This window comes from Neisseria flavescens, assembly GCF_001618065.1.
Classification (GTDB): domain Bacteria; phylum Pseudomonadota; class Gammaproteobacteria; order Burkholderiales; family Neisseriaceae; genus Neisseria; species Neisseria flavescens_A.
The window spans coordinates 177,818-190,596 of sequence record NZ_LAEI01000041.1; the positions used below are offsets into that span (position 1 = coordinate 177,818).

Annotated in this window: 10 protein-coding genes, 1 tRNA gene and 2 pseudogenes; 8 read left to right on the forward strand and 5 right to left on the reverse strand. The window is 49.4% G+C overall.

Features of this window, described 5'->3' with window-relative positions:
- Nucleotides 1-9: 9 nt before the first annotated feature.
- The 4 genes from TW89_RS06235 to TW89_RS06250 all read left to right on the forward strand — a co-directional run bounded on the left by TW89_RS06235 (nt 10) and on the right by TW89_RS06250 (nt 5,570).
- Nucleotides 10-1,806, forward strand: coding sequence for an aminopeptidase P family protein (locus tag TW89_RS06235; protein WP_128580880.1), 1,797 nt, complete (start codon nt 10-12; stop codon nt 1,804-1,806).
- Between the two features lie 233 nt (nt 1,807-2,039).
- On the forward strand, nt 2,040-2,960 hold the full coding sequence (gene oppB, locus TW89_RS06240; protein ID WP_036472303.1) for an oligopeptide ABC transporter permease OppB: 921 nt from the start codon (nt 2,040-2,042) through the stop codon (nt 2,958-2,960).
- Between the two features lie 72 nt (nt 2,961-3,032).
- A complete protein-coding gene (oppC, locus tag TW89_RS06245; RefSeq protein WP_003683112.1) occupies nt 3,033-3,941 on the forward strand; it encodes an oligopeptide ABC transporter permease OppC in 909 nt (302 codons plus the stop codon).
- A 24-nt stretch (nt 3,942-3,965) separates the two neighbouring features.
- A complete protein-coding gene (locus TW89_RS06250) occupies nt 3,966-5,570 on the forward strand; it encodes an ABC transporter ATP-binding protein (protein ID WP_128580881.1) in 1,605 nt (534 codons plus the stop codon).
- 84 nt (nt 5,571-5,654) lie between these two features.
- Here TW89_RS06250 and TW89_RS06255 read toward each other — a convergent pair whose 3' ends face one another.
- Nucleotides 5,655-6,932 (reverse strand): O-acetylhomoserine aminocarboxypropyltransferase/cysteine synthase family protein, encoded by a 1,278-nt coding sequence (locus TW89_RS06255; RefSeq protein ID WP_128580882.1) that lies wholly within the window; start codon nt 6,930-6,932, stop codon nt 5,655-5,657.
- A 192-nt stretch (nt 6,933-7,124) separates the two neighbouring features.
- On the opposite strand from TW89_RS06255, the pseudogene TW89_RS12035 reads away from it, so the two are divergent.
- Nucleotides 7,125-7,335 (forward strand): annotated as a pseudogene (locus tag TW89_RS12035) (IS30 family transposase); the annotation flags it as partial.
- A 244-nt stretch (nt 7,336-7,579) separates the two neighbouring features.
- Here TW89_RS12035 and TW89_RS06260 read toward each other — a convergent pair.
- Both TW89_RS06260 and yaaA read right to left on the reverse strand, forming a co-directional pair.
- Nucleotides 7,580-7,670 (reverse strand) — tRNA-Ser (locus TW89_RS06260).
- A 79-nt stretch (nt 7,671-7,749) separates the two neighbouring features.
- A pseudogene (gene yaaA / locus TW89_RS06265) lies at nt 7,750-8,521 on the reverse strand (peroxide stress protein YaaA); the annotation flags it as partial.
- Nucleotides 8,522-8,696: 175 nt separating this feature from the next.
- Between yaaA and TW89_RS06270 the strand changes: the two are divergent.
- Together TW89_RS06270 and TW89_RS06275 are read left to right on the forward strand one after the other, a co-directional pair.
- On the forward strand, nt 8,697-9,086 hold the full coding sequence (locus TW89_RS06270) for a RidA family protein (protein ID WP_036472307.1): 390 nt from the start codon (nt 8,697-8,699) through the stop codon (nt 9,084-9,086).
- Nucleotides 9,087-9,156: 70 nt separating this feature from the next.
- The gene (locus TW89_RS06275; RefSeq protein ID WP_128580884.1) at nt 9,157-9,987 is read left to right on the forward strand and encodes a symmetrical bis(5'-nucleosyl)-tetraphosphatase; all 831 of its coding nucleotides are present in this window, start codon (nt 9,157-9,159) and stop codon (nt 9,985-9,987) included.
- Between the two features lie 54 nt (nt 9,988-10,041).
- On the opposite strand, the gene TW89_RS06280 is transcribed toward TW89_RS06275, so the two are convergent.
- A complete protein-coding gene (locus TW89_RS06280) occupies nt 10,042-11,415 on the reverse strand; it encodes an FAD-binding oxidoreductase (protein ID WP_128580917.1) in 1,374 nt (457 codons plus the stop codon).
- Nucleotides 11,416-11,511: 96 nt separating this feature from the next.
- Nucleotides 11,512-11,775: a hypothetical protein gene (locus tag TW89_RS06285; RefSeq protein ID WP_049333183.1), complete on the reverse strand. Its 264-nt coding sequence runs from the start codon at nt 11,773-11,775 to the stop codon at nt 11,512-11,514.
- Nucleotides 11,776-12,283: 508 nt separating this feature from the next.
- Here TW89_RS06285 and TW89_RS06290 point away from each other — a divergent pair.
- A complete protein-coding gene (locus TW89_RS06290; RefSeq protein ID WP_003683125.1) occupies nt 12,284-12,766 on the forward strand; it encodes an FKBP-type peptidyl-prolyl cis-trans isomerase in 483 nt (160 codons plus the stop codon).
- Nucleotides 12,767-12,779: the final 13 nt, after the last annotated feature.

The following is a 12,779-nucleotide window of genomic DNA, read 5'->3' on the forward strand; positions in this document are numbered from 1 at the left end:
ACATAACACATGAAATCTGTACAACAACGTTTGTCCGCTTTACGCGAAGCCATGAAAAAACATGGCGTGGACGCGTTTGTCATTCCTTCCGCCGATCCGCACCTTTCCGAATACCTGCCCGAGCATTGGCAGGCACGCCGCGATTTTTCCGGCTTTACCGGTTCGGCAGGCACTTTGGTGGTGACCGCCGATAAGGCAGGCGTGTGGACGGACAGCCGCTATTGGGAACAGGCCGGCCAACAGCTTTCTCCAAACGGCATCGAGCTGCAAAAAATGGGCGTTGATGCGCCTTATACCGAGTGGTTGGCACAAAATCTGCCCGAGGGTGCAGTCGTCGGCGCGCCTGCCGATATGTTCGCACTCAGCGGCGAGCGCGGTTTGAAACAGGCACTTGCCGCCAAAAACATCCGCCTCGAATATCCTGAAACCTTGTTGGACGAAGTGTGGGACGACCGTCCTGCATTGCCGACTCCGGAAATCTACGTTCACCATCCCGATTACGTTTCTGAAACCGCGGCCGAAAAACTGGCCCGTATCCGTGCGGCCATGAAGGAGCAGGGCGCAGATGCGCATTTGGTTTCTTCTTTGGACGACATCGCTTGGATTACCAATCTGCGCGGCGATGATGTGCCATTCAACCCCGTGTTCTTGTCCCATCTGTTTATCAGCCAAGACAAAGCCGTATTGTTTACCGATGCAGGCCGTCTGAAAGCCGAATCCGCCGAAGCCTTGAAAGCGGCAGGCTTTGAAGTCTTGCCTTATGCGCAAGCGGCGGACTATTTGGCAGGCGTTAAGGGCGCATTGCTGATTGATCCGAACAAAACTGCTGTCGGTACCTTGCGCCGCCTGCCTGAAGACGTCCGTTTGATTGAAGCCATCCACCCAAGCACATTCTTCAAATCGGTTAAATCCGATGCCGACATCGCCCATATCCGCAATACCATGGCGGAAGACGGCGCGGCATTGTGCGGCTTCTTTGCCGAGTTTGAACAAATCTTGGCAGACGGCGGCGAATTGAGCGAGCTGGACATCGACGGCATGCTCTATAAACACCGCAGCCAACGTCCCGGCTTTATTTCGCCAAGTTTCGACACCATCGCCGGCTACAATGCCAATGCTGCCTTGCCTCATTACAGCGCGACACCGGAAAACAACAGCAAAATCAAAGGCGACGGTATGTTGCTGATTGATTCTGGCGGCCAATACTGGGGCGGTACGACCGACATCACGCGCGTGGTGCCTGTCGGCAATCCGAGTGCGGCCATGAAGCGCGACTACACTTTGGTGTTGAAGGCGCATATTTCTCTGGCGGAGACCATTTTCCCTGAAAACATCAAAGGCCCGATGATTGATGCCATCTGCCGCAAATCGCTCTGGCAGGCGCAATGCGATTACGGTCACGGTACCGGCCATGGTGTGGGCTATTTCCTCAATGTGCATGAAGGTCCGCAAAGCATTGCCGTTGCCGCCGTGCCGCAACCGCATCACGCGATGAAGTCAGGTATGCTGACTTCCAATGAGCCAGGTCTTTACCGTCCAGGAAAATGGGGTATCCGTATCGAAAGTTTGGTAATCAACCGTCCGGTTGAAAACCCTGAGGAAACCGAGTTCGGCAAATTCCTGTATTTCGAGACCGTTACCCTCTGCCCAATCGATACGCGCCTGATTGATACCAAACTGATGACCGGCAGCGAAATCGAATGGCTGAACCAATATCATGCCGAAGTGCGCCGCCGTCTTGAGCCTTTGACAGAAGGCGCGGCCAAAGCATGGCTGATTGAACGTACCGAACCTTTGGCGCGTTAACTTGAAAGGCCGTCTGAAACGGCGGATACAAAGTTTCAGACGGCCTTATAACAACAATTATCTAAAAACTAAAAAAACCTTACCCGACTCCGAATAAAAACAATAACCCGGTCGGAATAGAGAGAGAAACCGGCGCGGCGACGTTACAGATGCCTGCTGCCATTCATCCGATTTCCGCTTCAGGTCAGCTTTGTTTTCACGAGTCCGGTATGTTCAGACAGGACAGCCTGATTATGTTGAAATTCATCATCAAACGGATATGTGCTTCCATCCCGACCATGCTGGTGTTGATTACCGTATCGTTTTTTCTGATGCGGCTTGCACCGGGCAGCCCGTTCACAGGCGAACGCAATTTGCCGCCTGCGGTCATGGCCAACATCGAAGCCAAATACCACCTCAATGATCCGATGTACCTCCAATATTTCCACTACCTCAAGCAGTTGGCGCAGGGGGATTTGGGGCCGTCGTTCAAATATAAAGATTTCAGCGTTAATGAGTTGCTTGCCCAATCCCTGCCGGTATCGGCAGAACTCGGCTTCTACGCCTTTTTAATTGCCGCCATCTTCGGCATGTTTATCGGCATCATTGCCGCTTTAAAACAAAACAGCTGGCTGGATTATTCGCTGATGAGTGGTGCAATGACCGGTATCGTCGTTCCCAGTTTTGTGATGGCGCCAGTATTGGTGTTGGTGTTTGCCGTCAGACTGCAATGGCTGCCTGCAGGCGGCTGGAACGATGGCGCACTGATGAACTTAATTTTACCCGTCGTTACCTTGTCCATCGGTTATGTGTCCAGTATTGCGCGGATTACGCGCGGCGCGATGATCGAAGTATTGAACAGCCCCTTTATCCGCACGGCACGCGCCAAAGGCCTGCCCATGAGCCGCATCATCCTGCGCCATGCGCTGCGTCCCGCCATGTTGCCGATTGTTTCTTTCTTAGGCCCGGCATTCGTCGGCATCATCACCGGCTCCATTGTGATTGAAAACGTGTTCGGTATTCCCGGTGTCGGACAATTGTTTGTCAACGGCGCGCTCAACCGCGACTACGGCATGATTTTGGGTTTGACGATTTTGGTCGGCATTATGACCATTTTGTTCAACGCCATCCTCGATATTCTGTATGCCATTATTGACCCGAAAATCCGTTATTAATCCCATTTGCGCAAAGGCCGTCTGAAACGTTCAGACGGCCTGAAGAAAGAATAAAAAGCGAGAGAGAACATTATGTTATTTAAAAAGAAGCAGACTCAGGCCCTCGCAGAGGCAGCAGAATACGCCCAAGTGCACGGCAAAAGCCTGTGGAGCGACGCATGGCGGCGTTTTAAACAGAACAAAGCGGCGGTGTACAGCATTATTATCCTGTTGCTGATCAGCATTTTTGTGATTGTGGCACCATGGATTGTCCGCTACACCTACGACTTTACCGACTGGGACAATATGCAGATTCCACCATCCTTTTCTACTCATCACTATTTGGGTACGGATTTGCTCGGCCGCGATTTGCTGTCGCGTGCAGCAACCGGCGGACGTATTTCCTTGCTGGTCGGTGTGGCCGGCGCATTGGTGGCCGTTGTCATCGGTACGCTTTATGGCGCGATTGCCGGTTTTATCGGTGGTAAGCTCGATTCGCTGATGATGCGCTTTTTGGAAATTTTGAACGCGTTTCCATTTATGTTTTTCGTGATTCTGCTGACTACGTTCTTCGGCCGCAACCTGCTTTTGATTTTTGCCGCCGTGGGTTTGGTGTCTTGGCTGGACGTGGCGCGTATCGTGCGCGGTCAAACCTTGAGCTTGAAGCATAAAGAGTTTGTCGAAGCGGCGCGTGTAAGTGGCGTGGCAAAACGTAAAATCGTAACGCGCCACATTATTCCGAATGTTTTGGGCGTGGTGATGGTGTATGCCTCTTTGCTGGTGCCAGGCATGATTATGTTTGAATCCTTTTTGAGCTTCTTGGGCTTGGGTGTGCAAGAGCCGATGACCAGTTGGGGTTCGATGCTGCAAGAAGGCGCAATTTCGATGGAAGCCGCACCTTGGCAGCTGCTCGTGCCAAGTTTCTTCTTGGTAACCACTTTGTTCTGTTTCAACTTTATCGGCGACGGCCTGCGCGATGCGCTCGACCCGAAAGACCGCTAAACCACAACCAAAAGGATAATTAAAATGACAAAACAGTTACTGGTTGTAGAAAATCTGGACATCGATTTCGAACTGCATGAGAAAACCGTTCATGCCGTGCGTAATGTCAGCTTTAAAGTGGCAGAGGGCGAAACATTGGCTTTGGTCGGCGAATCCGGCTCGGGCAAATCTGTAACCTCCATGTCCGTTATGCGCCTGTTACCTGAGAAATTTGCCCGTTATGGCAAAGATTCGCGCATTACTTTTGACGGCATTTCCATTTTGGATGCCGATGAGAAAACCCTGCGCGATTTGCGCGGCAACCGCATCAGCGTGATTTTCCAAGAGCCGATGACTTCGCTCAATCCGTTTATGCGTATCGGTGCGCAGCTGATTGAAGCGGCGCGTGTGCACAATAAAAAGCTCGGCAAAAAAGAAGCAGGGCAGAAGGCATTGGCATTGCTGGAACGTGTGGGCATCAAAGAAGCCGAGCGCCGCATGAAACAATATCCGCACGAGTTTTCCGGCGGTCAGCTGCAACGCATTATGATTGCCATGGCGCTCATTAATGAACCTGACCTACTGATTGCCGACGAACCGACCACGGCTTTGGATGTGACCATTCAAGCCGAGATTCTCGATTTGCTCCATGATTTGCAACAGCAAATGGGCATGGCGATTATCTTCATTACCCACGATTTGGGTTTGGCGGAACACTATTCCAAAACCGTCTGCGTCATGCGTAACGGCGAAATTGTCGAGCGCGGCAAAATCAAAGAAGTATTTGCCCATCCGAAACACGAATATACCGCCGAACTCATCAATGCCATTCCAAAAGGCATGAAAGAGCCGGAAGAAAACAACGCCGGTGTGTTAATCGATGCCGATAATGTCAATGTTTCTTTCGTATTGAAGCAAAACTTTTTCGGCAAGCCGCTCAAAACTTTTGACGCCGTCAAAGGCATCAGCCTCAAAATTAAAGAAGGCGAAACATTGGGCATCGTCGGCGAGTCCGGTTCCGGCAAATCCACGCTGGGCAAAGCCGTCATGCAGATGCTGCCTTATACCGGCCATATTTCCTTTGAAGGCAAAGACCTGAAAAACTATACCGCCGAAGAAGCACGCCGTCTGAAATCGCAACGGCAAATTGTGTTCCAAGATCCGTTCGGTTCGCTTTCACCGCGCCTGACCGTTGGCGAAATTATTGGCGAAGGTTTGACGGTTCATCATCCTGAAATGACCAAAAAAGAACGTATCCAGCGCGTTTTGGAAGTCATGAAGGAAGTATCCCTGCCGCTTGATGCGCTCAACCGTTATCCGCACGAATTTTCCGGCGGCCAGCGTCAGCGTATCGCTATTGCACGCGCCGTTATCCTGCGCCCGAAATTCATTCTTTTGGACGAGCCGACCTCTGCACTTGACCGCTCCGTGCAATCCAAAGTGGTCGAACTTTTGCGCGATTTGCAGAAGAAATACGGTCTGACTTATATGTTCATCAGTCATGATTTGTCTGTCGTGCGCGCTGTCAGCGACAATGTGATTGTGATGAAGCAGGGCGAAATGGTTGAGTACGGCAGCGCGGATCAGATTTTCCACCATCCGCAAAACGATTACACCAAACGTTTGATTAACGCCGCATTTGATTTATAGAAAAGGAAAAGGCCGTCTGAAAAGAGATTTTCAGACGGCCTTTTTAAGCGGAGGCTTTTTTCATCTAATTAGCGCTGCTATTGCCTATGTCTGTGCGGCATCCAATGCCTGCGCCAAGTCGGCAAGCAAATCATCGATATGCTCGATACCCACGCTCAGGCGTACCATGTCGGGGCTAACGCCTGCTGCGGCGAGTTCTGCATCGTCAAGCTGGCGGTGGGTCGTTGTAGCGGGATGGGTAGCCAGCGATTTGGCATCGCCGATATTCACCAAGCGCAGGAAGAGTTGCAGTGCGTCAATAAACTTCGCACCGGCTTCACGACCGCCTTTAATACCGAAACTCAGCAAACCTGAGGCTTTGCCGCCATAGTCGCGGTCAATCAAGGCTTTATACGGACTATCGGGCAGGGCAGGATAGTTCACCCATTCAACCTGCGGATGTTTCTTTAAGAATTCGGCTACTTTTAGGGCGTTTTCGCAATGACGTTCCATACGCAGGGCGAGGGTTTCCAAACCTTGAAGCAGTAAAAATGCGCTGTGCGGAGACAGGGCGGCACCGGTATTACGCAATGGGACGACGCGGGCGCGGGCGATATAGGCTGCCGCACCAAAATGTTCGCAGTAGTTTACACCGTGGTAAGACGGATCAGGCTGATTGAGGTTTTTTTCAAAACGCGGATTACCTGCCCATTGGAATTTGCCGCCGTCGATAATGGCACCGCCAATCGTTGTGCCGTGGCCGCCGATGTATTTGGTCAGGGATTGGATAACAATGTCGGCTCCGTGTTCTATCGGGCGGAACAATGTAGGCGTAGCAACGGTGTTGTCTACCATTAGTGGCAGCCCTTGAGCGTGCGCGGCTTGTGCGAATGCTGGAATATCAACGACATTGATGGCGGGATTGCCGATAGATTCGCAATACACCAGTTTGGTGCGGCTGTCGGTATTGGCGGCGATTTCTTCGGGCTTGGCCGGATCGATAAAGCGTACTTCTATGCCTTGGCGCGGTAGGCTGTGGGCAAAGAAATTGTATGTGCCGCCGTAGAGGGTTTTGGTTGCAATGATGTTGTCGCCTGCTTCAACCAAGGTTTGAACAGCATAGGTAATCGCAGCCATACCGCTGGCGACAGCCAATGCGGCGATACCGCCTTCCAAACGGGCAACGCGTTCTTCCAAAACGGCAGTGGTCGGATTCATCATACGGGTGTAGATATTGCCCGCTACATCAAGGTTGAACAAGTCTGCGCCGTGTTGCGTGTTGTCGAAAGTGTAGGAAGTGGTTTGGTAAATGGGAACAGCAGCGGATTTGGTAGTCGGTTCGGATTGATAGCCTGCATGCAGGGCAATGGTTTCCCGTTTCATTTAAATATCCTTGTAGCGATGAAATAATGATAAATAGAGGCCAGCAGATTCGGATTTGAAAGGCAAACTTTACATAACGGAAAAGTTCGGTATGCAGCATACGGTCTTTCCTACAAGAAAGATTACCATGAACTACACGCAACTGACCCAAGAAGAACGATACCACATTCAAGACCTGTCCTACCACCACACCATCATCGAATGACACTCCATCACGACACCGTTTGCCGCAACCTCCTCCAAGATAAAAGCAAGGGCGGTACTTTGTGGCAACAGCTCAGAATATGCAGCAAACCCTACCGCAAACGATACGGCGGCACACGGCTCTGAGGCAAAATGCACGATCGCGTCGGCATAGGAAAAGCCACGCATGGTTGAGCAAAAATTCCGCATTGGTGATAGGTAGGCTGATACCCTTGACGGCAATGATCAGAAAAGCGGGGACATTTGCAAAAATCCCCCAAATCTCTAAATGTCTGGGTAGGACTTTAGGAATTTGGGGGAATTTTTAAAGGTATTAGGCCGTCTGAAACTGCGTCATAGAAAGTTTCAGACGGCCTTTATGGGATTCTTTGGGTTCGAAAATAAAAAAGACTTGAATCATCAAGTCTCGCATTTCATTTTCACTAGATAAAAAATATCAAGAATGGCGGAAGCGGTGAGATTTGAACTCACGGAGGGCTATCAACCCTCGACGGTTTTCAAGACCGTTGCATTAAACCGCTCTGCCACGCTTCCATTCTTGAAGCCGTAATATTAATGGAACTTACGGCCTTTGCCAAGAGGTATTTTAGAAAAAATATCTAGGATTCTGTTTTTATTTGGATTGTTCTTCACGCATGAATACCCATTCGGCTTCGTTTGAAGCTGCCTCATTGAATGAATAGCCCTCGTAGTCGAAATTTTTGAGCATTTCGGGATCGGTAATGCCGTGTTCTGCCGCGTAGCGCACCATCAAACCACGCGCACGTTTGGCGTAGAAGCTGATGATTTTGTATTTGCCGTTTTTCTCATCTTTAAAAATCGGCGTAATCAGGCGTGCGTTGAGTTTTTTGGTGTTGATGGATTTGAAATATTCTTGTGAGGCGAGATTGATTAAAACGTCGCTATCGGCCTGCTTCAGCGTTTGGTTGAGCAGGTCGGTGATTTTATCGCCCCAAAATTCGTAGAGGTTTTTGCCGCGCGTGTTGACAAAGGTCGTGCCCATTTCCAAGCGGTAGGGCTGCATCAAGTCGAGCGGGCGCAGTACGCCGTATAAGCCGGAAAGCAGGCGGACGTGTTGTTGCAGGTAGTCGATTTGTTCCGGTTTGAGCGTATCGGCGGCGATGCCTTCGTAGACGTCACCGTTGAACATAAATACGGCTTGTTTGGCGTTTTCAGGCGTAAACGGCGTGTGCCATGCGGCATTGCGTTCGGCATTGAGCAGGGCGATTTTATCGGAAACATGCATCAGTTCGGCGATTTGTTGAGGGGCAAGCTGACGCAACTCCTGCATCAGGATTTCTGCTTCGGGCAGAAGGTCGGGCAGGGTAAAGCTGCTGACGGGGAAGGGTCTTTTCGTTGAGGTTTTTGGCTGGGGATAAGACAAAAACATGATAATTTCGGCTTTGAAATGAATAATGTGTGGGATTGTAGGTTTAAAATTGAGGAAGAACAAGACGGGCTAAACGCATTAATTGAATGCTTTTATTGAAACGTATTTCTGTTGAAAGTAAAATTCGAAGCTTCCACCTGATTCTGACATTTCTACTTGAGGAGAATATCATGTCTAAAACCATTATCCATACCGACAAAGCCCCTGCAGCGATTGGTGCATACAGCCAAGCAGTCCGCGCAGGCGATACGGTTTATATGAGCGGTCAGATTCCTTTGGATCCGGCTACGATGACCGTGGTCGGCGATGGCGACTTCCGCGCCGAAGCAGTGCAAGTATTTAAAAACCTGCAAGCCGTAGCCGAAGCAGCAGGCGGTTCTTTGAATGATATCGTCAAACTCAATGCTTATTTGACCGATTTGGCCAACTTTGCCGTGTTCAATGAAGTGATGGCTGAATTTATCGAACAACCTTTCCCTGCGCGCGCGGCGGTTGGCGTGGCCAGCCTGCCTAAAGGTGTTCAGGTTGAAGCAGAAGCAGTATTGGTTTTAAATGCATAATTTCTGTTTTCAGACGGCCTGGGCTGGGCTTGAGGCCGTCTGAAAATAAGAACAACGGAAAACAATAATAATGGCACATTACGCAATTGGAGACATTCAAGGCTGTTTTGACGAGCTGACTTTGTTGCTTGCTAAAATCGGCTTTAATCATGGTACGGATACCCTTTGGCTGGTCGGCGATATTGTCAATCGTGGCCCGAAGTCCTTGGAAACCCTGAAATTTGCCAAAGAGCATGACAGCAGCGTGCAAATGGTTTTGGGCAATCATGATTTACATCTTTTGGCAGTCGGTTGCGGTGAAGGAACGCTCAAGCGCAGTGATACGGTTGAGCCGATTTTGACCCATTCCGATAGTTATGCCATGCTTGACTGGCTGCGTCATCAGCCGCTTTTGGTGCGCGGCGACAGACATGTGATGGTGCATGCCGGTATTTTGCCGCAATGGTCGGTTGATAAGGCCGAAAGCCTTGCCCGTGAAGCTGAGGATGAATTGCAAGGTAAAAAATACAGGAAATTTTTTGGCAAAATGTACGGCAACAAGCCGACCGAGTGGACGGACGATTTGACAGGCTATGAGCGCCTACGCATGATTATCAACGTCTTTACCCGTATGCGTGCGCTGACGTACAAAGGCGAATTGGATTACGAATATAAATCCACTCTGAAAAAAATGCCGCTTTACCTGCGCCCTTGGTTTAAAGCGCCCGATAGGCAGAATTTGGATTATATTACCGTGTTCGGACATTGGTCGTCATTGGGCTATGTTAATACTGATCAGGTTATCGCTTTGGATACCGGCGCGTTGTGGGGCGGAGAGCTGACAGCGGTCAATTTGGATACCAATGAAGTGATACAGGTACCGTCCTTGGGCGGATTGGATTGGAAAACGGCATTGAAATAGTTTGGATAAGATAAAAGGCCGTCTGAAATGTTTCAGACGGCCTTTTCGTATTGGTTAATCCAAAGAAGGCAGGAGTTTGTCCGGATTCATAATGCCATAAGGGTCAAGCTGATTTTTGATGGCATGCATCAGCATGATTTCGGCCTGCGTACGCACACGGGGCAGCCAATGTTTTTTGATGATGCCTACGCCGTGTTCCGCGGCAATCGTGCCGTGGCAGGCAAGGATGTTTTCATAAACAATGGTATTGACGGCATCTTCGTATTGGTAGGCTTCGTTGCTCAATACGTTGGGTAGGAATGTATTGTAATGCAGGCTGCCGTCGCCTAAATGTCCGAAGCAGACAATCTGTATGCCGGGAAAGCAGGTTTCCAGGGCAGGGGCGCATTGGCGGACAAAGGAGGCCACTTGGGCGATAGGGACGGCGATGTCGTGTTTGATGCTGGTGCCGAGTTTGCGTTGGGAAGCGGAAATATTTTCACGCAAGGTCCATAAGTCGGAGCGCTCTTGCTCGGATTGTGCCAAGATGCTGTTTTCCCATCCGTTTTGATAGAGAAATTCGGCAAGCTTTTCATCCAAACCTGCGTCAGGAACGGAATCTGCAAGTTCAATCAAAATATGCCATTGCGCATCGGCAGGCTTTTTGAGTTGGCTGAATTCCGAAGATAAATCGAGGGCAAAGCGGCTGATCAGCTCGAAGCTGGTCAAGCGTTCGGCAAAATGGCCTTGCACCGCAGTCAAAAGCGAGACGGCGGATTCAATATCGTCTAAACCTACCCATGCGGTTGCTTTGGTTTTGGGCTGGGCAAAGAGTTTGAGTGTGGCGGCGGTAATGATGCCCAATGTTCCTTCGCTGCCGATAAAAAGATGGCGCAAGTCGTAGCCGGTTGTGTTTTTGTGTAGGGGCTGAAGGTGGGAAACCAGTTCGCCGTTTGGCAAAACGACTTCCAAACCCAATACCAAATCACGCATGCTGCCGTAACGCAAGACATTCAAACCACCGGCATTACAGGCGATATTGCCGCCGATTTGACAAGAGCCTTCGCTGGCAAGGCTGAGTGGAAACAGTCGTCCTGCTTTGTCTGCTGCTTTTTGGGCATTTTGTAAAATCACACCGGCTTCAACCGTCATGCTGTTGTCGGCAAGATTGATATCGCGGATGCGGTTGAGCTTGGAGAGGTTGAGCAGTACTCCCTCGGTGGTTACCGTTGCGCCGCATAATCCGGTATTGCCGCCCTGCGGGGTGACGCGGATACGGTTCTCAAAGCAGAAACGCATGATTTTCTGCACGTTTTCGACAGAGTTCGGCTGTAAGACAATATCCGGCGAAGAAACAAAGCGGCGGCGTTGGTCGTTTAACAAGGCCGGAGTGGCTTCGATGATTTCAGAGGCGGAAAGAAACTCAGCAAAACGGTCGTGAAGGTGCATGGCAGTCAGACGGAAATATTGGGAAGGGAAGATGAAGGAATGTAAAAAAAGCAGGATACGCAATGGTATCCTGCTTTTTTATTATTCAAAAGAATATTATTTAGCAGCTTCAGAAGCAGCAGAAGCAGCGGCTTCAGTAGCAGAAGCAGCAGCTTCAGTAGCAGAAGCAGCAGCTTCAGTAGCTTCAGTAGCAGCAGAAGCGGTAGCTTCAGTAGCAGATGCAGCAGCTTCAGTAGCAGAAGCAGCGGCTTCGGAAGCAGCAGAAGCGGCAGAAGCAGCAGTTTCAGCAGCTTTATCAGCACCGCCACAAGCGGCCAAAGCTAAAGACAACAAAGCAGCAGCGAACAGAGATTTTTTCATTTTTAAGAACCTTTTTTAAATCGATTTAAACTAAAAATAGCCGTCAGACGGCCTATACAGTAGAAATTCATTGCTGAATTTTTCAATATTATGCCCCACGGGATAGGTCAATGCAACGTTGCGTAACCGTTTGCCGGCTAAAATCAATACGAAAATAGTGAAAATAATGTAAATCATATTGGCGCGCGAAAAATCATCTGAAAATATTCATTATTAATGAAGATTTTAAAAATGTATTGTATTCAATGGGTTGTATATTTTTATTTGTTATTGGTTTTAAGGGTTCGGAATGTTTTTGCTTTGGGGAAGTTTTTTGTAATTTAATCACTTTGTGTTGTGAAAAAGCAACTTCTGCGTATTGAAATCATTTGATTTTGCTTTTTTATATAGGCTTTTATCTTTTTATCGTATTTGCACAAGGTATTTATTAAAGCAAGCCGATTGTTTGGTTGCGACTATGATAGAATAACCGTAGCGTAACTTTTAAATATTGATTAAGGACGGCATGATGTCTATTGTTAAAAATTCCGTAGTTTCCCTGCATTATGAAATGTACGATGCCAACAACCAACTGTTGGACAAAACCGAAGAGCCGATTGCTTACCTGCATGGGGGTTATGACGGTATTTTCCCTTTGGTGGAAGAAGCGTTGCACGGTAAAAATGTAGGCGATACCGTTGAAGTGGCTTTGTCCCCTGATGATGCTTTCGGCGAGCAAGATCCTGAGTTGGTGCGCATTGAAGATGTAAGTGTGTTCCCTGTTGAAGTTGAAGTCGGCATGATGTTTGAAGCCGATGATCCGGAAACAGGAGATGTATTGATTTATCGTGTAACCGATGTTGCCGACGGCAAAGCCGTGGTGGACGGCAACCATCCTTTGGCCGGTATGAAAGTATTGTTCAAAGCGACTGTTGAGGGCGTGCGCGATGCGACTGAGGAAGAAATTGCCCACGGTCACGTACATGGTCCGCACGGTCACCACCATCACTAATCAGGCTTAAAGC